The sequence below is a fragment of the Providencia sp. Me31A genome (genome assembly GCF_050487165.1).
Taxonomy (GTDB): Bacteria; Pseudomonadota; Gammaproteobacteria; order Enterobacterales; family Enterobacteriaceae; genus Providencia.
Genome location: NZ_JBKQGZ010000005.1, coordinates 79100 through 99250 on the forward strand (window position 1 = coordinate 79100; position 20151 = coordinate 99250).

Below are 20151 nucleotides of genomic sequence, written 5' to 3' on the forward strand. Positions count from 1 at the left end.
TCACTTTCCTAAACGGGGTCTATGCCACCAACATCGGGTCCGCAGCTTTCCCTGGGTCAGGTTTTTTGACGGGATTTATGTCTCCAAAAGGCGTACGACCACTATCCGGTTAATGTAGAGTATAGATCGTTATGTGTTTCTAGCCAGATGGGGGATGTTGTGACATGTAGGCAGTTTTTTAGGATCTCTTTCTCCATCCTAAGTTCTTTATTTTCTTTTCGAAGCCTTAATAGCTCAGCTCTCTCATCGGCATTCAAGCTGCTACCGGATTGTTCCGCGTCGAATTTTGCTTTCCAGTTATAAAGTAATTTATCGGTGATCCCTAATGAAGCTGCCGCTTTTGGGACGCTATAACCTTGTTCGGTGACTAATGCGACCGCTTCTTGCTTAAACTCAGTAGTATAAAACCTGTTTGTTCGTTTTTTCATTTAACACCTCAATAATTGGATTATATTCCATTATTAAAGTGTCCTGTTTGATTAAAGCAGATCAATGCTGGGCAATATTTTGACACTGAAACGGGGCTGAATTTTAATACCTTTAGATTCTACGCCCCACAAATAGGCCGATTTATCATTCCCGACCCGATTGGGTTATTGGGCGGGATAAACTTGTATGCTTATGCCCCTAACCCATTGGGATGGATTGACCCTTGGGGCTGGAGCCATTTAAATACTAATGGAGCCACTGGAAATTTTGGGGTTTATAAATAGAGAAAATAAGAGATATCAATATTCGTACCTTTTTATTTGATATTGTAGAAATCAACAACCAATACCCCTGTGTACTGATTACAAAAAGTAAAATCTTTATAATTTAATTAAGTAGATGTCATTCAGCATTTCAAAATAGCGGCTATTTCTTGCTATTTTCATTTGAAATGCTCTAACATCTCTCCATCAATGCACTTATTTCAGCATCTCTACCGCCAAATTATGCCATGCCCTAGCCCGGCGGCTTTGGTGATGATTTTTCAATGTGGCTAACGCCAACTTATAACTAAGTGTTGGATCAACAACAGGGATAATAGATAAGCCCTCTGAGCTGGTTTTATGCCACATGCTATCCGGTAACAATGTCACCCCAACACCGGCTTTTACCATCGCGGTAACTAAATCTAAATGATTGCTACGCCCTGCTATCACGGGATCTTTACCATAAATTCTACAAGCACTGGTGATTAATTCATTAATTCGAAAGTCTTCCATAAAAAAAATAAATGGTTCAGTGATTAATTCAATAAATTGGACAGAACTTCGTATTGATAAGGGATGTTGTTCACTCACTAATAGCATCAATTGGTCTGTCGCAAAAGTATGTAAGTCAAAGTGTTCATCATCAAAAGGTAACATCACTGCGGCAGTTTCTACCTTACCGTTTAAAAGTGCATCCATTATTTTGCGTGTGCCCAATTCATGGATCTTTAATTCAATTTTCGGATAGCGTTGGCTAAAGGCCATAATAATATCTGCAAAATAGGTAGAAGCAATCACTGGCGGTAAGCCGATATTTAACACCCCCTCAAGTGGCCCTGACTTATCTTTTAATGCATTCTTCATATTGTTGAACAGGTCTAGAAGTTGGGTCGCATGACTAAACAATATTTCCCCTTCATCAGTGAGTTTGACCCCATCCACTTCACGGATAAGTAAGGTATATCCGAGTTCTTGTTCTAACTTTTGGATACTACGGCTAATTGCCGGTTGTGTGACAAATAGACTCTGTGCCGCACGGCTAAAGCCATTTAACTGCACGACCTCGACAAAATAGCGTATTGTTCGTATGTCCATCTCCCCCCCCTATTACTTTTAATTATAGCCTTAATAATTATTTATGATTTCCAAATTAGAGATTTATTGAATAAAAATAACATGAACCAGAATATTTAGCTGCCATCGTACGTAGGAGCAATATAATGAACAAGACAGTTATTGAATATGTGCTTAGTCGTTTAAATGAAATTGGCATTGACGATGTGTTTGGGGTCGCAGGTGACTATGCATTTCCTATTGAAGACGCTGTGTGTGAAAGCCATACGATGCGTTGGATTGGCAATTGTAATGAGCTCAATGCAGCATACGCCGCCGATGGCTATGCACGAATTAAAGGAGTAGCGGCACTCTCTACCACCTTCGGTGTTGGTGAGCTTAGTGCTCTTAATGGTATTGCAGGATCTTACGCCGAATACCTCCCAATTTTCCACCTTGTGGGAATGCCCGCTAGTGGTGTACAGCGCAATCATCGATTAGTTCATCACACGCTGGGTAATGGTGATTTCGATGTATTTTACCAAATGAGCCAGCATTTAAGTTGCGCACACGCTATTTTAACCCCGGAAAATTGCATCGCTGAAACTGAGCGGCTGATAACCACTGCATTACATGAACGACGCCCTGTTTACTTAGGCTTCCCCTCAGATTATGCCACCATGCCTGTCGTCACCGACAGAAATATTGAAACCATCTCTATGCATAAAAGTAATGGTGAGTCACTATCTGCCGCTATTACTGCTATTTTAGAAAAACTCAGCGCTAGCTCTCAAGCTTGTATTATTCCAGGTATGTTAAGTCACCGTCTAGGTTTAACTGATGATGTACAAGCTATCATCGATAAAATAGGCTTACCTTATGCCACTATGTTTATGGATAAAGCCATTCTGAGCGAGTCAAACCCTAGCTATATGGGGATTTATAACGGCAAACTGATGAACCCAGAGGTCAGGGAATTCGTAGAAAGCTGCGATTGTGTGATGGGAATTGGCGCCGTATTAACTGATTTTAATTCAGGCGGCTTTACTGCTTCTATCCTAGCTGAAAATCGCATAAACATCCTTGCTGATCATGTCAAAGTGGGTTCAGCGGTTTACCCACAAGTATATATGCAGGATGTTCTTAGCCAACTAAAAGCTCTCGCCCCCTCACTTAACCATCAAGGGATAAAAGCACGGAGTTTAGGAATACCAATCCAAGGGGAGCAAGGTAAAATTACCGCAGGCTATCTTTATCCACGCCTTGAAAAAATGTTTCAAAAACATGATATTATTGTCGCTGAAACAGGCACCGCCTCCATGGGACTCGGCTTCGCACTGTTACCTGAATATGCACAGTTTCATAACCAAACGTTGTGGGGCTCTATTGGCTGGGCAACGCCTGCCGCTTTCGGTGCGGCAATTGCAGCACCAGACAAGCGAGTCATTCTTGTTACGGGAGAAGGCTCCCACCAACTGACGGCTCAGGAAATTAGCCAGTTTCAACGTTTTGGTCTGAAACCTATTATTTTCGTACTCAATAATGATGGCTATTTAATTGAGCGACTACTGTGTAAAGATCCTGAAGCTTATTATAATGATTTGCCTCAATGGAACTACGCTCAGCTACCCACTGCATTAGGTTGTCAGGATTGGTATTGCCAGCGAGTGACAACTTGCATTGATCTCGATAGTGTAATTAAAACGACAGAGTCCACGGGGCAAGCTGCTTATATTGAAATTGTGATGGACCGATACGCCTCATCCGAATTGGCACAAAAGTTAGGTAAATCTGTCGGATCACTTTATTCATTTTAAATAATAAATCTTGCCAGCCTCCAGAAAGTGACATTAAACAAAAAATCCGAGGGGGTAAGCCCTCGGATTTGTGGATTTTACGTTAATAAAATCAGTATGTTAACCACCAAGAGAGAAAAACACCACTCGGCCAACACCTTCACCAATAAAAATACAAAGGGTTGCTAGTGACATAACTAGAGTAGCGTTAATACTTTGACCTGTTCTTTGGCAAAGTAAACGACCGACAAATAATATGCCTAAAGCAATTAATACAATGCGGATAATATTTAAGCTAAGTAAACCTTCTGGGAGTACTCGCGGTGTCATCCCCATATAAATGGGCTCTGCTATATTACCAAGCAATGACAACGCCCCTAACAACATGAGTAATATCCCCATAACGCCTAAACCAAGTACAATTTTAACCACTCGTTTAAGTTGTTCTTCTTTGCCATTGCGACGTAAAGCCCCTACCAATAGTAATGCCGCAAACATCCCGCCAACCAGTAATACCGCACCGAAGAAACTTGCATAGGTGAATAATCCTCCCCACAAATTAAACAAGGTATTGGCATACAATGCAGACATGGCGTACATATAGATTACGCCGGCAACCGCGCTTAAGACCAGCAGTGCACTATTAGCTTTTTGTTTCAGTAATATCAAGGCAGTACTAAAGAATAGCAACGCCATATAGATAGCTGTTGCCCAAACTTCACGGCTCATCCACGAAGTCGACACATGTAGCATAGTGTAAAACATGTGTAGTGGGTTACCCATATGAAACAGTGAACCAAGTAACCCAATACAACCAAGTATAAAGCTAGTTAATATCGGCATTTTGATGGTTTGAACACTTGTGCGGTTATTTGCACCTTCGAGTACACGAAAATAACACACCAATGAGACCACTAAGCAGCCTACTGAGGCTTGCATAAATAAGGTGAAAATCACCAACGGAAATTCATGCATGATAATTCTCCTTATCCTTTAGTGCCGACAACAAGGTTCGGCTGAGTAATACTAGAGCTTGGCAGCCCTTCGATATCCGCATTTGTGCCATATTTCTTGCGTAGTTCACTAATAAGGCCAAACTCAATCGCACGCATTGGGCAAGAATCGACGCACATTGGATTTCCGCCTTTTTCGCGCAAATCAATACAAGTATCACATTTGGTCATCATGCCAATACTGGCATCGAATTGAGGCGCTTCATACGGGCAAGCCCAAGTACAATAACGGCAACCAACACATTTATTATGATCGACCAGCACAACACCATCTTCTTCACGCTTATGCATGGCCGTTGTAGGGCAATGGCTCACACACTGTGGATTATCGCAATGGTTACAAGCAATAGACAAATGCCAAGTACGCGGACGTGGGTATTCACCAACTTCGATATCATATACGCGGCGAAAATTACGACCAACTTCAAGATCATTTTTATCTTTACACGCAACAACACAGGTTTTACAGCCAATACAAGTGGCAACATTAATATAGAATCCGACTTGTTTATCCATTTTTTATTGCCCCCTTAAAAGATAATACGCTGTGGAATTGCAGCATCTGGAACTAATTGTTCGCCATGCCATTTTTCGATATTACATAGCATCGTGTTCCACCCCGATGTTCCAAGCCCTGTAGGGACTTGAATAGTTAGCGTATTATCAGCTCCTGCCATGTCTATACCTGTTTTTTCATCGACATTAGTCCAGCTACCATGTGGTAATGCAACAACCCCTGGTTTCATAGTTTGAGTCACCAATGCTGGACGAACTATCTTCCCTTGTGGACTGGTGATAAGAACGGTTTCACCATGCTTAATGCCTAAACGTTTTGCATCAGAGGCATTGATATAAATAGGGCTTGGCCACTGTTCACGCAACCACGGTACATTATCAAGCGTACTGTGTGAGCGACGTAGGTAGTGTGGGTTATAAATTTGGAATGGATAGTCCCCTTTTTCCTTCTTCGAAAAGTCTCTGAAACTTGCCTCATAACCACTGGCTGAAGGAATATATTCAGGAATTGGTGGTAATTTAGTCCAACCACATTCATCCGCTTTTTCGACAAGGGTTTGGCAATAAATTTCAAATTTACCACTTGGTGTTGGGCGTGGATTGCCTTGTGGATCACGAATAAAGTCTTCGTAAGCAATATAGCCATAGTTATCGCCCGTCTTACGTTCCACTTGGTACTTACCGACAGTGAGAAACTCATTGATAGAAAGGCGGCCTTGCTGAGGTTTACCTGTAACTTGCCACTCATCAATATCAGCTTGAGTCACTGTCAATAGCGGCTCTTTTGTTTTTCCATCTTCGCCAATAATTGTTGCCCCATTGAGTTTATTGAAAAACTGCTGTTTCTCCGAAATAGGGAATACTTCATCAACGTTAATTCCAAGACGTTTACCAATTTCTTTAGCAATCCATTGGTCGCTTCTTGCTTCATATAATGGAGGAGTCACATTCACCGCAGCAATGATCACTTCACGGTTACTTGGATTTAAGATAGTTCCATCTCGCTCCCATTCTGTCGTCACTGGCAAGACAATGTCAGAGTATTTAGCACAGGTATGAGGAACATAGGCCGCGGTAACGACGAGTTCGATATCTTTACGATAAGCCTCAACACTTTGAGAGATATTCGCTCGCGTCTGTAAAGTGGCATTAAATGGGTGAATGATCATTTGAATATTCGCATTCACATCACCGACACCGCGTTGGCGGAATTTTTTCTCTAATAGTGCCCGATTAAGTTCATTATGGTTAATTTTTAAACTCACAGGGTTTGGTACCGAAGGCAAACCACTCTCTCCCGCCATCACTAAGCGAGTTCCATTGTTCCCCGCAGCAAAGTGGCAACTTACCCCAGTCATGCGCCCAGGCCTTCCCATGTGCCCTGTCATAAAGCCAAGAGTGGAAAATGCCTGTACCCAACCTTCCCCATTATGCACACGGGCTGGTGCCCACCCTGTCAGCAATGCCACTCGTTTGGTGCCGCCTATCTCTCGGGCTAATGTACGAATATCACTCGCCGATAAACCACAAATGTTCGATGCCCACTCTGGTGTTTTCGCTTCCCCTGTATAGGTGCCTAATAAATAATCCTTAAAGTTACCTTTTGGATCTGCGCCTGCGGGCATATTATTTTCATCAAACCCAACCGTACAACGGCGTAGGAAATCCCAGTCAATCAATGGGTTATCTTGGCTATCCATTTCCAACAAAGCATACATAATTCCCAACGCCAATGCATGGTCAGTTCCGGGATTGATTGGATACCAGTCTGCATCCATTAACTCTGCCGTGGTGGTATAACTTGGGTCAATGGTAATGAATCGGGCACCTGCTTTTTTCGCTTGATAGTAATTATAGGTTGGGCTACCTGGGCTACTCCAAGCAGGGTTGGCTCCCCACATCACGATTAGCTGTGAGTTACGCATATCAAAACGGTCATTGGTTCCAAAAGTATAATATCCTTCGAGTAACCCTAAGTGAGCCGGCGTTTCAAACCAAGCCCCCCATGAGGTTGTACCCCAATCTCCAACAAATCCCCCCGCTTTTGCATAAACGTTTTGAATATCAACGCCATTACCACCGGTAATCCAAATGGATTCATTGCCATATTTTTCTTTGATACGTTTCGATTCTGATGCCACAATATCTAGCGCTTCATCCCAACTTATACGTACCCATTGGTCGCGCCCACGTAAACTTTTGTCACCGCCTCCAGGTGCCCAGCCTTTACGTTTCATTGGATATTTCAGGCGATCTGCGCCAAACACTTGTTTACGCTGCGAGCGACCTCGTAGACAACCACGTTGTTGTGGAAAGTCGGGAGAATCCGCAACCACATCATCAGTTTTTTGTCTGACGACGACCCCATCAACAACAAGGGCTTTATTCACACAGCGCCCCCCACAATTATGCCAACAGGCCACGGGTTTCCATTTCCCTTGAGTGACGGCATCAGTGGCTTGCACAATTGCTTTTTCTTCCTCTGGCGTTGCAGCATAAAGTCGCTTACTTAGCGGCAGCGTAGCCATTACGGATGCCGCTGATGTCCATGCTATAAAGGAACGACGACTCAAGGCTATTTTCTGTCTTTCTGACATTGCTCTTACCTCTTCATTTTGTTTTATTATTATAAACTGACTAACTCATTGATTTTTTTATGATCACTTCGTAAAAAAAGTTCAAGTAATGAACTTAATTGACGATAAAACACGGTTTCTGCGTGATTATGTACCGCTCGGCAAAACGGCGTGATAAAAGCGCATAGATGCGTGTTCAAAAATTCAGATGACCCAAGTAGTAATGCTTTCGAGCGCTCACTAAGCACACTGGCATCCCCTACAAGCTCAACAACTCGCTGGCTTAAGTTCCACATAAAGTCCAGCTCAAAGCCAATATGATCAGCCGCTTCCATATCCCCTTCAGGCAATTGAAAGCCATACTGTTGATAAAAGTTTTTGACCGCTAATGTACTTTCTTGAAATAACAATTTGTCCCGAGAGACATAGGTTGACTCCCAAGGTGAGGCTGGGGGAGCATCTGGCCCAATAAATAATCGGGTAAAATCCCAATGTAAGTCCTCAAACCCATCAGCATTGACTCGCAATGTTCGATTTTGTAAGTCTGCTTGCATGGCATTAATTGCTTGACCCATTGCAGGTAAAGCATCATCACACGGAAATAATGCCAATCCTGTTTCTGATAAATAATTAAGCAGTTCTGGGGTAGGTTCTTCCACCATCAGGCGGCGTAATACGTCATAGGCGAATTGGCGTGCATAGAGATAATCTAAGCTTGAGATGTTATTTTTCACAGGAACCTCCATGCAAATCGGTCAATAAAAAGTCGGTAGGTGTCGTCATTTGAATGCGAACTTCTTTAATTAAAGGGTTGCCTTGTTCATCAGGCTCAATAATGTGAGAAGTCAACGCGATAGGTAATTCAGTTAGAGAAGATAGTAAGAAAATTGATTCAGGATTGAATTGTAAGAAACCATGCAATAGCTCTTGGTGATAAGAAACCCCTGCACGTTTTAGTAAATTCGCGACAGTTTCACAATCATCCCCAAACACTTTGGCGCTTTTGAAAAAATAGTCTTGAGAAGAAAAATAATAATGCTCGCCTATAACGTCCTTACGTTGTTCAAAAAAAGCATTGCTTTGATACACCTGCCCCGTGTGTTTGTTTTCTAGTGAACAGTAATGCACCCCTATCGCTAATTGATTTTCTAGTGCAAACTTAAGAACTCTAAGGCACGCTAACTCACTTTGTGCGACAGCCAATCCCCCCGCATACCAATAGTTGTAATACACTTCATAGGGGGGGTTTTTAAGTGTAAAGCCACGTGACTGATAGGCTTCGCTATTCGTTAATGGAAAACAAAATTCCAATAAATTGATACCATCAATACCAATATCATCAAGCTGAATCAGTAACTGGAACATTTGTTGTTCAGTTCCCGGGATGACTGGCATTTCAACCATGACAGTCGGAAAAATTTCACGAGCTAAAGCGATGCGTTGCAAAATTTTAGTGATACGTGCTTTGGGGTCATCAATTTTGATACTAAAACGAATCTCTTGTAGACCGGCCTTAGCCAAAGCCCGTGCGGTATTACGGTCTAATGGATCACCGGCCGTGTATAAACGGCTATGCACTTGCGGTAATTTTTGTTGAACCGTTTGGAAAAAGGCAATACTTTCTTGGCGAAAAAGCAGGGGTTCTCCTCCGGTTAATGCAATATGCGTTAATGGATAGTTTTGCTCTGCGATTGCCTCGACTTCACCAATCGCATCGCGCATTTCTTGTTGAAAATATTGGTAGTTCTCTTGGTTTGGGTTAAAACAAAAATAACAATCACGGTGGCATTTTAATGATAGGAATGTAGTATGACTCCCTTCTCCCGTCCGGCACTGCACACAAGCACTTGATAACCAGTTACAATGTATGCTTTTACCGTTATTCGCAAAAACTGCACCATAGTTTTTAATCTCTAATTTGAGCTGTTCAATTTCATTTTGCTGTAAAAAAGGTGTCTCAAAGTTAAGCCCATATTCTTTAATTGCCTGCTGTGTTTGTTGTTCAATATCTAAATAGCGCATTACATAACGCTTAAATTTTTGATTATTAAGTACTGATAATGTTCTATCTGTAATAGGATAGATCATAAAATTTCCTTCATTTTACTGGCAAATAGTTTCTATTAATTGGTGGCAGTCATATACGTTAGAAAATAAAATCATCACTTCATGTGTCGATATCACAATATTCATAGCGATAAAAATTCACATATGTAAGTGAATAAGTTACTGCCCACTTAATTTTAAAATAATTCTTTTTTAAATAAGAAATATTCTCATTATATTATTTTGGTTTTAGATTAATGGCAGTATATGGAATTGAAGTGAAACGACGTTGCGCAGGATCAAAAAAAAACCATTTCATTATTTACATATCAATTAATTAGCTAAATGCTATTACTATAACGAGGTGACAATACCAATTGTTCCCATTATATGGGAATTATCTCATCAAAAAATGAATCATTATATAAAAACAAAATAATGCTTTATTAAAAAATAAATTTCAATTAACCATAAAAATACTTAACCAAATGAAATAATATTTCAAATTGTAAAATTAATTTTCAAATTATCAATAATTATTTGTTTTTATAATATCAATTTTTCTATATATAATAAAAAAATAAATCTAATTAATAAATAAAGAATAGAAACTATATTCATCCTTTTCTAACAAATTCTTTCTGTTAAATTTCCCTTAACATCATTCGTTGTTGCCCCCGTCTGGTTATTAAAGCTCATTGCTAGTTATTCCTAAATCCCTTTTTAAGAATTAATGACATCGACATTTTCAACGACTTAGCTACCATTCATAGTGTTAATCGTTATAACTGATTAATTACACTAACCTATAAGAAATAACAATTATTAACAGGTAATTTTATGCAAGTCGATACAGTTAAAATCAGTAAATTTTTAAGCTACATTTTACGCCATAAACCCGAATCTATCGCCCTAAAACTCAATCAAGACGGATGGGTTGAAATAGAGACTTTATTAGCGCAAGCTAACCAACATGGAAAAAAATTAACACGGGCAGTGTTAGAGCATATTGTTGCGACCAACGATAAAAAACGTTTTACCATTAGTCGCGATGGCACCATGATCCGTGCAGCTCAAGGCCATTCTAGCCAACAGGTGAATCTAGATTATAGCCAACAGGTGCCGCCAGAGTTTCTTTATCACGGCACTGCAACACGTTTTTTAGACTCAATTAATCAGCAAGGTTTAATCCCCGGCACACGCCATCACGTGCACCTCTCAGATGACCAAAAGACCGCAGCTAAAGTGGGGGCTAGGCACGGGAAGCCTGTGGTTTTAATTATTGAAGCACAAAAAATGGCAGAGTTAGGCTACCACTTTTACTTGTCTGATAATCAAGTATGGTTAACTAAAGATGTTCCCATTGAATTTATTAAGCAATAATAAACTGATGCAATTATTGTTATAACGGTAGTGCATAAGTCACTTTAACGGTTTCCATCGGTACCTCCGTCTTGATACTCTGAATACTGTTAATTTGCGTCAAATGGTCGGCATGAAAGCGACGATAAGATGCAAGATCATGCGTCACGATGCGGATCAATGCATCACACTCTCCTGCCATTAAATGGCACTCCACCACTTCAGGCATCAGTTTAATATCTTCAACAAACCGATTAATAGTTTGAGCATCTTGCGTTTTAAACCAAATACGCGCAAACAATGAAAGGCCAGCGCCTATTTTGCTCCCATCCAGCACCGCCACATAACGCTTGATTACCCCAGCTTCCTCTAACAATTTAACTCGGCGCAAGCAAGGAGATGGTGATAATCCAACCTCTTTCGCTAATTCAATATTTTGAATTTTTCCATCTCTTTGTAGCACTTGTAGTATGCGTTTATCGATAGCATCAAGTTTCACTTCACTTTCTTTAATTGGCATCCTAACCCCATATTTAATAAATAATTAAACTTAAATATCAACTATCATCTATTTTAAAGCAATAAAAAAATCCAATATCATTAGAAAATCGTTATACTTTTACGGCTACTGGCCAGTTGCGTGAAGGTAATAATAATCAATAATGAGGAACTGAGAATGGAATTACAGACTTTACTGTTATTTAGCGCAACCGTGATCCCACTGGTCTGCACACCTGGGCCAGATATTCTTTTTATTGCAGCTCAAGGACTATCAGGAGGCACCTCCGCTGCTTTGAAAGCCAATTTAGGCATTATATTGGGTTATATAACCCATGCTATTCTTGCGGCTTTAGGCTTAGCCGCTATTGTCGCGACTTCTCCGATGGTTTTTCATACCATCAAATGGGTGGGAGTTGCTTATGTGGCTTACCTTGCCTTGCGCATGGTACTATCAGCCATGAAGGCAGGTGAAATGAAAATTCAAAAAGTGTCGACAAAAGCGGTGATTGGTAAAGCTTTTCTTACTAGCTTTCTTAACCCAAAAGGGTTATTGGTTTATTTTGCAATCTTACCAAACTTTATTCAACTAACAGAAAGTGTTGCAATCCAATCACTGATACTCTCTACCATTTTTATTCTTTCTTGTATGATGATCTATGGGGTTATTGGTGCTCTATTCGCATCCATGCATAATAAACAAAGTTACAATGATAAAAAACGCCGCATCACCGAGGGTATGGCGGGTGGAATGTTAACTTTAGCGGCAATCGGTTTAGCCTCCAGTTAGCGCGGTAGTAACTCGATCCAAATTAACTGACTATCGGTGCAAAGGGGTTTTATTTCACCTTCACCGATATCAGGGAGCCACCAGCCACCTTGGCCTTGAGTCATTATATTACAATTGGCCCCTGAAACACCCCACTGGCCACTCAACACATACACTAAACCCGCTTGATTTGCGGGCAACTTACACTCTTCAGTCATAAAGTAACTTTTAGCTCCCCACCGATCCGAACGAAAAATAAAATTCATCAACTTGATGGGCGATTTTCTTATATTAACAGCACAGTACTGCTGAGCTGAAAATTGAATACTGTCACCAATATGTCTAAGTTTACAGGTAAATTGCTTGTTATCCGTTAATATAAGCGGCTGTTCATTCAATAAAATAACTAGTCTTTCGCCTTCAACATAACGTTTTAAATAGCTATTTTGGTTTATGGTTGCAATGCTTGCACGTAATGAATGATCTGAAGCAACAGGCCAGCAAAAAACCTCTTGGCTAGCTCCTCCTCCATCCTGCCAATCAAGGATAGGTAATTCCGTGGTGTCAAAACATTTTATTTTCACATTACCTCCTATATGTTGCGATTAACACGTTTGGATTTATACTTAGATTGGCAAAGTTAACCCCTCAAGGCAATGAATTCGCAACGATAATGTGACTAAACCCGCCTCTGACTAACTAATTGGTGACAGAGTCGACCTAATGTTTTCATCGCTTCTTCAATTCGCTCATTCCATGCAAAAGACGCATTAAGACGAAATGCGTGATTAAACTGCTCACTAGTAGAAAACATGCTTCCAGGGGCTATACTGATCCCTTCTTTAAGCGCTAATTGATACAAATGAATAGCATTAAACGGCGGCTCAAACTCAAGCCATAAGAAATACCCGCCTTTTGGCGTATTCACTTTCACCGAAGGTGGCATATATTTGGCAATCGCACTGAGCATTTGGTGTTGCCGCTGTTCCATTGTTTGGCGTAGTTTACGCAAATGATTATCATACCCCCCCAAAGAGAGGTACTCCGCAATAGCTAATTGTGTTGGTACGCTAGCAGAAACGGTGCTCATCATTTGTAAATGTTGGATTTGGGTCGCATGTTGGCCCGCAGCAACCCAGCCAACCCGATAACCGGGTGCTAAACATTTGGAAAAGGAAGAACAATGGAAAAAATTCCCTTTAGTATCTAATGCTTTTGCAGGTATAGGCTGCTTATTACCGAAGTACAACTCCCCATAAACATCATCTTCAATTAACGTTATTTGATGTTGGTTAAGAATATCAACTAAACGTTTTTTATTCGCTTGTGGCATGGTTCCACCCAATGGGTTTTGATAATGAGTCATCAACCAGCAAGCTTTAATAGCATATTTACTAGCAATTTCTTCCAATGCGTCTAAATCAATACCAAATATGGGGTCAGTTTTAATGGCTATTGCCTTTAGTTTTAAGCGCTCAATCGCTTGTAAAGAACCATAAAATGCAGGTGATTCAATGACAACCCAATCCCCGGGCTGTGTCACGGATTGCAAACTCAGGACTAAGGACTCCATAGCACCAGCGGTGATCACTATCTCATCAGGAGCGACATGTATCCCTTGTGTGGCATAACGTTGGGCAATGTTACGACGTAATTGCTCATTACCTGGCGGTAAATTTGCAGGGGTGTTGAATTTTGATAAACGCCGAGCCACCGATGCCAATGATTTCGCCAGTTTAGGCTCATCTAATAATGCAGGTTCTGGAAATGCGGAACCAAATGGGATAATATCAGGGTCTTTACATGCTTGTAATACACCAAAAATAGAGGCGTTAATCTCTACATTCTCATTTAGATGTAGTCCTTTTCCCCCTTTAGCTGCCGCAAATGCGTTATTACGATTGGCAACATAGTACCCTGATTGCGGGCGGGCAGCGACCCATCCTTGGCTTTCAAGTAATTGGTACGCTTGTACCACCGTCATTAAACTAAGACCCGATTGTTTAACACTTTCTCTAAGTGAAGGTAATCTGTCACCAACTTGCCAGATGTTGTCTTCAATTTGCTGACGAATTTGCGCTGCTAACTGTTCATATCTCGTCATAGCCGCCTCAACTGTTATAGTTAATATCTCAATAATTGTTACTATTATAGTTTATCTTCTCATGTTCTACTTATCCACTCATTCACCTGACTTTTTTAACTATAAGCACAAAACATTTTTATGTTGGATTGCGATTTTTTGCACTCCGGTTTGAGCAATTTCTTTTGCTAGGGATGAGCGCCTCAATTGCTCGCACCATGACTAAAAATGCAGCGTGCATTAACATTTCCATTCAGGGGTCAATATGTTTGGACTAAGTGCACTGGAACTTGCCCGTATACAATTTGCGTTTACGGTCTCGTTCCATATTATTTTTCCTGCCATTACCATTGGGCTGGCGAGTTACCTTGCTGTGCTTCAAGGCTTATGGCTTAAAACTCGTGATGAAGACTATATAAGGCTATTCCATTTTTGGTCAAAAGTTTTTGCGGTTAATTTTGGAATGGGCGTGGTATCTGGGTTGGTTATGGCTTACCAATTCGGTACTAACTGGAGCTTCTTTTCCGATTTTGCCGGTAGTATCACGGGACCACTCTTAACTTATGAAGTACTAACGGCCTTCTTCTTAGAAGCAGGTTTTCTTGGCGTCATGTTATTTGGCATGAACCGAGTAGGTGAAAAACTCCACTTCTTTGCGACTTGCATGGTGGCATTAGGAACCATTATTTCCACATTTTGGATACTCGCCTCAAATAGCTTTATGCAAACCCCTCAAGGCTTTGAGATTATCAATGGACGTATCGTTCCTGTTGATTGGCTTGCCGTTATTTTCAACCCCTCTTTCCCTTACCGTTTGTTGCACATGACAACAGCAGCATTTCTGGCGGCGGCCTTCTTTGTTGGAGCGTCAGCTGCATGGCACTTACTCAAGGGCAACAAATCCAGCGCCATGAAAAAAATGTTTTCCATGTCCTTGTGGTTAATTTTAGTATTAGCCCCCATTCAAGCGCTGATCGGTGATGCACATGGTCTAAATACCTTAAAGCATCAACCCGTTAAAGTTGCTGCAATGGAAGGCCACTGGGAAAACAAACCGGGTGAAGCCACTCCACTGATTTTATTTGGTATTCCAAATCAAGAAAAAGAAAAAACCGAATATGCCATTGAGATCCCTTACCTCGCTAGCCTGATCCTAACGCACAGCATTGATAAACAAGTACCAGCGTTAAAAGAATATGCACCGGAAGATAGGCCTAACGTGTTTATGGTGTTTTGGTCGTTCCGTGTCATGGTCGGCTTAGGCCTGCTAATGATAGCGGCGGGTGTTTGGGGGTTATGGTTGCGTTACCGTAAAACCCTTTATGAATCAAAAACATTTTTACGATTTATGTTTCTAATGGCTCCTTCTGGTTTAATCGCCATCCTTGCAGGTTGGTTTACCACTGAGATCGGCCGCCAGCCTTGGGTTGTTTATGAACTACAACGAACGGCTGATGCAGTCAGTGCTCATGGTGAAATACACATGAGTATCAGTCTAATCATCTTCTTTGTGGTTTATGGCAGTGTATTCGGAATTGGCTACATGTACATGATGAAATTAATTCGTAAAGGCATCGCGGAGGACGCAGCTCATGGGCATTGATTTACCCCTCATTTGGTTTGTCATCATTGTATTTAGTATGTTGATGTATATTGTCATGGATGGGTTCGATCTGGGGATCGGGATACTCTATCCTGCCCTAAAAGATAGCCAAGACCGTGACCTCATGATGAACAGTGTCGCCCCAGTTTGGGATGGCAATGAAACTTGGTTGGTTTTAGGTGGAGCTTCCTTGTTTGGCGCATTTCCTCTGGCCTATGCAATTGTTCTTGATGCCTTGTCAATCCCATTAACATTCATGTTACTGGCCTTGATTTTCCGCGGGGTCGCCTTTGAATTCCGCTTTAGAGCTGATGAATCACACCGTCGTCATTGGGACCATGCCTTTATTTGTGGCTCGATTTTTGCCACCTTCGTCCAAGGTGTCGTCGTCGGTGCCTTTATCCAAGGTTTCCATGTTGAGAATCGTGTTTACATGGGCGGTTATTTCGATTGGTTCGCCCCTTTCCCACTATTCTGTGGGTTTGGCTTAGTCGTCGCTTATGCCCTACTCGCGTGTGGTTGGTTGATCATGAAAACCGAAGGCCACCTACGTCGCACAATGTATCGAGTTCTGCGCCCACTGACTCTACTCATGTTAGCCGTAATTGCAATCATTAGCTTATGGACTCCAATGTTAAATGAGGCAGTATTTGACCGTTGGTTCTCATTACCAAACCTATTCTTCTTTTTGCCAGTTCCATTACTGGTGCTTGGCAGTACTTGGTTGATCTTAAAGAGTGCCAAACAACAACAGCATGATAGCGTACCATTTTTAGCCGCATTAATGCTGATTTTCTTAGGCTTTACGGGGCTTGGGATCAGCATTTGGCCTACATTAATTCCACCCGCAATTAGTTTCCGTGACGCAGCTGGACCTTCTGAAAGCTTAGGCTTTATGTTAGTTGGCGCGTTATTCATTATTCCTGTTATTTTGGTTTATACCTATTGGAGTTACTATGTCTTCAGAGGAAAAATTACCCCAGACCAAGGCTATCACTGATTCTCCTTGGTGGAAGAAACTGGGTTGGATGGCCATCATTTGGTTAGGCAGTGTGTTAGCGTTATTCGCTTTCTCTTATGTGTTTAAATTAATGATGACTGCCGCTGGCATGAAAGTGAAGTAGTGCCAGCCCACTGAATGCCGTATAGATTTTTATGCGGCATTTTTATTTGTGGGGTATTGCGTTCCATTACTGTAAAGATAGTTATATTTTAATGATCCTAAGGTTATAGATAGCCGTATTAACCAGTTGATTATGGTGTGATGAGGTTAAAAATTAATGCCAGCAATCACTAGCTGTGTATTGCAACTTATAAATATATTCATGATAATGATAACAATTACCAAATAATAAAATTATCATTAACAATAGGAGAACGTCCGTGGCTACTGAACAGGCAGTTGAAAAAAATATCTATCGCCCGGCTCCACCACAACTTATTCAAGTTAAATCAATTACTGACATCAGCCCATCAATTCGCAGTATTACGTTCACAGGAGAAAAGCTCAGTACTTACCCAACGGGTTGTGAGGGTGGACATCTGAAAATTTTTCTTGCCCCTGATTTAACAAGCCAACCTGCTTTGCCTATCCTCAGTAAAGAAGGACGCAGTTGGCCAGAAGACAAGCCTCGTCCATTTGTTCGCACCTACACAGTTCGAGCAATTCGGCCAGAACTTAATGAAATTGATATCGAATTTGCGATGCATGATGGTGCAACAGGCCCTGCGTATCTATTTGCTCGCGATGCAAAACCGGGAAATTGGATGGGGATCACTAATCCTGGAGGTCCAGACCCGCTATTACCCGTAAGAAAACACTATTTTATGGCGGGTGACTCAAGTTCATTACCTGCTATTGCTGCATTATTGGAAAAAATGCCCGAAGATGCTCAAGGTAAAGTTATTTTACGTTTAGATAGCCAAGATGATGTTCGGGATCTAAAAAAGCCAGCGCTCATTGATGTTATCTGGATTTGTGGTGACATTTCTAAAACAGCAGAGCTCATCAGCACCTTTAAATCTTGGGATATTCCAAGTAGCGATGCGGCATTTTGGATTGCAGGAGAAGACCAAATCATACGTGATTTACGTCGCTTTATTCGCCGTGAAAAAGGTTTTGGCCGCGACGATATTTATGCGATTCCGTACTGGCGATACGGCTATGATGAAGAAGGCTATCATAATGAACGCCACGCCGTGATGGATAATCCTGACGACTAATTTCACACCCAATATTCCACTCGCTTATTAATCTCCCCATGTCTAATAAGCGAGTTCACTTTTCCACTCAATGTATTTTACCTGTTAATCATTTTATATCACATAAATAAAACTTACCTAAACTGCTTTTCATTTACGCAAATGTTATGTTATAACATAACTTATAATTATCACTACATTAATAGGAAAATTACTGTGTACAAGCAAACCATTTTAAAAACTAGCCTTCTTATGGCACTCTCCATTGCTAGCTTCACCGTTGCGGCTCATGGCTCACACAGCCATTCACATCCTCAATCAGAAAAAGCCCTACAAGCGTCTAAAGGGATATTTGAAGATACCGATGTTAAAGACCGTTCTTTGAATGATTGGCAAGGAGTATGGGAATCGGTTAACCCACTACTATTAAGCGGTAAACTGGATGAAGTTTTAGAAAATAAGTCAAAGAAAAATAAAGATAAAACCGTTGAGGAATATCGCGAATACTATAAAAAAGGCTATGCAACAAATATAGACAGCATTGGCATTGAAAATAATGTGATCGAATTTACTCAAAAAGGTGTTGTCAGCAGTTGCCAATATACTTACTCAGGTTATAAAATTCTGCATTATGCTTCTGGGAAAAAAGGCGTACGTTACTTATTTGAGTGTCAAGATGCGAACTCAAAAGCACCGAAATATATTCAATTTAGTGACCATATTATCGAGCCGCAAAGCTCAGGACACTTCCATCTATATATGGGTAATGAGTCACAAGAAAAACTATTAAGTCAGCTCGATAATTGGCCAACCTATTACCCTTATTCCCTCACGGATGAGCAAATTGTACACGAGATGCTCTATCACTAATCCTCTATTACTAATCAAATGAACAGATTGATTTGAAATAATATGCCCCACCAATAAATGGGGCATATTATTAATTATTGATGACATCAATGGCTGTAGGCCATCAATGCTTTATGACACAATTGCGACCTAACACAATCTTCAAGGGTAAAATTCACCATTGAAACCATTTCATCGCTGCTAAACCGTTGTAATGCATCTGCTAGGCCTGACTCAACACCTTCAGGTAAATCACACTGAGTGACATCCCCGTTGACGATTACAGTGACGTTTTCTCCCAAACGCGTTAAAAACATTTTCATTTGGGTGACGGTGACATTTTGCGCCTCATCTAATATAACAATCGCATTTTCAAAAGTTCTACCACGCATATACGCAAATGGTGCTATCTCAACTTTTCCTATTTCAGGACGTAGGCAATACTGTAAAAATGATGTGCCTAACCTTTTGACTAATACGTCATACACTGGGCGAAAATAAGGCGCAAATTTTTCAGACATGTCACCCGGTAAGAAACCGAGATCTTCCTCCGCTTGAAGAACAGGCCTTGTCACAATAATCTTGTTAATATCCTTATGAATTAACGCATCCGCAGCAAGCGCTGTGCTAATGTAGGTTTTACCACATCCCGCTTCACCATTAGCAAAAATTAATTGCTTATGCTTAATGGAATTAATATAAAACTTTTGGGCATCATTTCTTGGCAAGATTGGAGACTCATCACGACGTTCTTTTGCCATACCGATCGGCTCAATGCCCGTATACTCAGCAAAAGACGCAACATTGTTCATATCAAAACGGCCTGAACGATCTTTGCGTGATGAACGTTTCATTTCACGACGTGCCTTTGTTGCAGCTTTCTGTCTACTCATAGTGTTAACCCTTCCAGGTATCAGTGATGTCAATTTCAGATGACCAACTATTCAGTACAGAGAGGAGCTCCCTTCAAGCTCTTGGTTAACGATAAAACGATGTAATGCAGCTCAACCTTATTTCTTTTTGACAGACCATAAAAAAACCGGTTACTCCCCTCACCATGACAGTTTCATGATGGAGTGGTAACCGGTTT

Annotated in this window: 19 protein-coding genes and 1 pseudogene; 9 read left to right on the plus strand and 11 right to left on the minus strand. The window is 41.0% G+C overall.

Going from position 1 to position 20151, the window contains the following annotated elements:
• Positions 1 to 176 precede the first annotated feature (176 nt).
• Positions 177 to 428, minus strand: a pseudogene (locus tag ACLPIE_RS05450) (transposase); the annotation flags it as partial.
• A 60-nt stretch (positions 429 to 488) separates the two neighbouring features.
• On the opposite strand from ACLPIE_RS05450, the gene ACLPIE_RS05455 reads away from it, so the two are divergent.
• Complete coding sequence (locus ACLPIE_RS05455; RefSeq protein ID WP_430260604.1) at positions 489 to 713, plus strand: RHS repeat-associated core domain-containing protein; 225 nt, start codon at positions 489 to 491, stop codon at positions 711 to 713.
• Between the two features lie 195 nt (positions 714 to 908).
• Here ACLPIE_RS05455 and ACLPIE_RS05460 read toward each other — a convergent pair whose 3' ends face one another.
• Complete coding sequence (locus ACLPIE_RS05460) at positions 909 to 1790, minus strand: LysR family transcriptional regulator (RefSeq protein ID WP_430260391.1); 882 nt, start codon at positions 1788 to 1790, stop codon at positions 909 to 911.
• Positions 1791 to 1915: 125 nt separating this feature from the next.
• On the opposite strand from ACLPIE_RS05460, the gene ACLPIE_RS05465 reads away from it, so the two are divergent.
• Positions 1916 to 3565 (plus strand): alpha-keto acid decarboxylase family protein, encoded by a 1650-nt coding sequence (locus ACLPIE_RS05465; protein WP_430260393.1) that lies wholly within the window; start codon positions 1916 to 1918, stop codon positions 3563 to 3565.
• Positions 3566 to 3664: 99 nt separating this feature from the next.
• On the opposite strand, the gene ACLPIE_RS05470 is transcribed toward ACLPIE_RS05465, so the two are convergent.
• From ACLPIE_RS05470 to ACLPIE_RS05490, 5 genes are read right to left on the minus strand one after another with little or no spacing between them, the layout of a single operon-like run.
• On the minus strand, positions 3665 to 4519 hold the full coding sequence (locus tag ACLPIE_RS05470) for a dimethyl sulfoxide reductase anchor subunit family protein (RefSeq protein ID WP_430260395.1): 855 nt from the start codon (positions 4517 to 4519) through the stop codon (positions 3665 to 3667).
• Positions 4520 to 4530: 11 nt separating this feature from the next.
• Entirely contained in the window at positions 4531 to 5073 is a 543-nt protein-coding gene (locus ACLPIE_RS05475) for a DMSO/selenate family reductase complex B subunit (RefSeq protein WP_430260397.1), read from the minus strand.
• 14 nt (positions 5074 to 5087) lie between these two features.
• The gene (locus tag ACLPIE_RS05480) at positions 5088 to 7670 is read right to left on the minus strand and encodes a molybdopterin-dependent oxidoreductase (protein WP_430260399.1); all 2583 of its coding nucleotides are present in this window, start codon (positions 7668 to 7670) and stop codon (positions 5088 to 5090) included.
• 29 nt (positions 7671 to 7699) lie between these two features.
• A complete protein-coding gene (locus ACLPIE_RS05485; RefSeq protein ID WP_430260401.1) occupies positions 7700 to 8383 on the minus strand; it encodes a TorD/DmsD family molecular chaperone in 684 nt (227 codons plus the stop codon).
• Entirely contained in the window at positions 8373 to 9737 is a 1365-nt protein-coding gene (locus ACLPIE_RS05490; protein WP_430260402.1) for a radical SAM protein, read from the minus strand. The genes ACLPIE_RS05485 and ACLPIE_RS05490 overlap by 11 nt, the downstream gene beginning before the upstream one ends.
• 798 nt (positions 9738 to 10535) lie before the next feature.
• On the opposite strand from ACLPIE_RS05490, the gene ACLPIE_RS05495 reads away from it, so the two are divergent.
• Positions 10536 to 11078 (plus strand): RNA 2'-phosphotransferase, encoded by a 543-nt coding sequence (locus tag ACLPIE_RS05495; RefSeq protein WP_430260404.1) that lies wholly within the window; start codon positions 10536 to 10538, stop codon positions 11076 to 11078.
• A gap of 19 nt (positions 11079 to 11097) precedes the next feature.
• On the opposite strand, the gene ACLPIE_RS05500 is transcribed toward ACLPIE_RS05495, so the two are convergent.
• Complete coding sequence (locus ACLPIE_RS05500) at positions 11098 to 11577, minus strand: Lrp/AsnC family transcriptional regulator (RefSeq protein ID WP_430260406.1); 480 nt, start codon at positions 11575 to 11577, stop codon at positions 11098 to 11100.
• Between the two features lie 156 nt (positions 11578 to 11733).
• Between ACLPIE_RS05500 and ACLPIE_RS05505 the strand changes: the two genes are divergently transcribed.
• On the plus strand, positions 11734 to 12345 hold the full coding sequence (locus tag ACLPIE_RS05505) for a LysE family translocator (RefSeq protein WP_430260408.1): 612 nt from the start codon (positions 11734 to 11736) through the stop codon (positions 12343 to 12345).
• Here ACLPIE_RS05505 and ACLPIE_RS05510 read toward each other — a convergent pair.
• Both ACLPIE_RS05510 and ACLPIE_RS05515 read right to left on the minus strand, forming a co-directional pair.
• Positions 12342 to 12908 carry a HutD/Ves family protein gene (locus ACLPIE_RS05510; RefSeq protein WP_430260410.1) on the minus strand — a complete coding sequence of 189 codons (567 nt, stop codon included), beginning with the start codon at positions 12906 to 12908 and terminating at the stop codon, positions 12342 to 12344. The two genes, ACLPIE_RS05505 and ACLPIE_RS05510, sit on opposite strands and share 4 nt — an antisense overlap.
• A 95-nt stretch (positions 12909 to 13003) precedes the next feature.
• Positions 13004 to 14428: an aminotransferase-like domain-containing protein gene (locus ACLPIE_RS05515; protein ID WP_430260411.1), complete on the minus strand. Its 1425-nt coding sequence runs from the start codon at positions 14426 to 14428 to the stop codon at positions 13004 to 13006.
• 244 nt (positions 14429 to 14672) lie between these two features.
• Here ACLPIE_RS05515 and ACLPIE_RS05520 point away from each other — a divergent pair, with 244 nt between their 5' ends.
• From ACLPIE_RS05520 to zinT, 5 genes are all read left to right on the plus strand, one after another.
• The gene (locus tag ACLPIE_RS05520; protein ID WP_430260413.1) at positions 14673 to 16010 is read left to right on the plus strand and encodes a cytochrome ubiquinol oxidase subunit I; all 1338 of its coding nucleotides are present in this window, start codon (positions 14673 to 14675) and stop codon (positions 16008 to 16010) included.
• Complete coding sequence (gene cydB, locus ACLPIE_RS05525) at positions 16000 to 17010, plus strand: cytochrome d ubiquinol oxidase subunit II (protein ID WP_430260415.1); 1011 nt, start codon at positions 16000 to 16002, stop codon at positions 17008 to 17010. The genes ACLPIE_RS05520 and cydB overlap by 11 nt, the downstream gene beginning before the upstream one ends.
• A complete protein-coding gene (locus ACLPIE_RS05530; RefSeq protein WP_430260417.1) occupies positions 16967 to 17134 on the plus strand; it encodes a DUF2474 domain-containing protein in 168 nt (55 codons plus the stop codon). Before cydB ends, ACLPIE_RS05530 begins: the two co-directional genes overlap by 44 nt.
• Before the next feature lie 259 nt (positions 17135 to 17393).
• Positions 17394 to 18233 carry a siderophore-interacting protein gene (locus tag ACLPIE_RS05535; protein WP_430260419.1) on the plus strand — a complete coding sequence of 280 codons (840 nt, stop codon included), beginning with the start codon at positions 17394 to 17396 and terminating at the stop codon, positions 18231 to 18233.
• 195 nt (positions 18234 to 18428) lie between these two features.
• Entirely contained in the window at positions 18429 to 19082 is a 654-nt protein-coding gene (zinT, locus tag ACLPIE_RS05540; protein ID WP_430260421.1) for a metal-binding protein ZinT, read from the plus strand.
• An 86-nt stretch (positions 19083 to 19168) separates the two neighbouring features.
• Here the strand turns inward: zinT and phoH are convergent, their stop codons facing one another.
• On the minus strand, positions 19169 to 19954 hold the full coding sequence (gene phoH, locus ACLPIE_RS05545; RefSeq protein ID WP_430260422.1) for a phosphate starvation-inducible protein PhoH: 786 nt from the start codon (positions 19952 to 19954) through the stop codon (positions 19169 to 19171).
• Positions 19955 to 20151 lie beyond the last annotated feature (197 nt).

Excerpts from the sequence above, each read along its gene's own strand:
- ACLPIE_RS05460 (WP_430260391.1), bottom strand. The coding sequence starts at position 1,790 with ATGGACATACGAACAATACGCTATTTTGTCGAGGTCGTGCAGTTAAAT.
- ACLPIE_RS05465 (WP_430260393.1), top strand. The coding sequence starts at position 1,916 with ATGAACAAGACAGTTATTGAATATGTGCTTAGTCGTTTAAATGAAATT.
- ACLPIE_RS05470 (WP_430260395.1), bottom strand. The coding sequence starts at position 4,519 with ATGCATGAATTTCCGTTGGTGATTTTCACCTTATTTATGCAAGCCTCA.
- ACLPIE_RS05475 (WP_430260397.1), bottom strand. The coding sequence starts at position 5,073 with ATGGATAAACAAGTCGGATTCTATATTAATGTTGCCACTTGTATTGGC.
- ACLPIE_RS05480 (WP_430260399.1), bottom strand. The coding sequence starts at position 7,670 with ATGTCAGAAAGACAGAAAATAGCCTTGAGTCGTCGTTCCTTTATAGCA.
- ACLPIE_RS05490 (WP_430260402.1), bottom strand. The coding sequence starts at position 9,737 with ATGATCTATCCTATTACAGATAGAACATTATCAGTACTTAATAATCAA.
- ACLPIE_RS05495 (WP_430260404.1), top strand. The coding sequence starts at position 10,536 with ATGCAAGTCGATACAGTTAAAATCAGTAAATTTTTAAGCTACATTTTA.
- ACLPIE_RS05500 (WP_430260406.1), bottom strand. The coding sequence starts at position 11,577 with ATGCCAATTAAAGAAAGTGAAGTGAAACTTGATGCTATCGATAAACGC.
- ACLPIE_RS05505 (WP_430260408.1), top strand. The coding sequence starts at position 11,734 with ATGGAATTACAGACTTTACTGTTATTTAGCGCAACCGTGATCCCACTG.
- ACLPIE_RS05515 (WP_430260411.1), bottom strand. The coding sequence starts at position 14,428 with ATGACGAGATATGAACAGTTAGCAGCGCAAATTCGTCAGCAAATTGAA.
- ACLPIE_RS05520 (WP_430260413.1), top strand. The coding sequence starts at position 14,673 with ATGTTTGGACTAAGTGCACTGGAACTTGCCCGTATACAATTTGCGTTT.
- cydB (WP_430260415.1), top strand. The coding sequence starts at position 16,000 with ATGGGCATTGATTTACCCCTCATTTGGTTTGTCATCATTGTATTTAGT.
- ACLPIE_RS05530 (WP_430260417.1), top strand. The coding sequence starts at position 16,967 with ATGTCTTCAGAGGAAAAATTACCCCAGACCAAGGCTATCACTGATTCT.
- phoH (WP_430260422.1), bottom strand. The coding sequence starts at position 19,954 with ATGAGTAGACAGAAAGCTGCAACAAAGGCACGTCGTGAAATGAAACGT.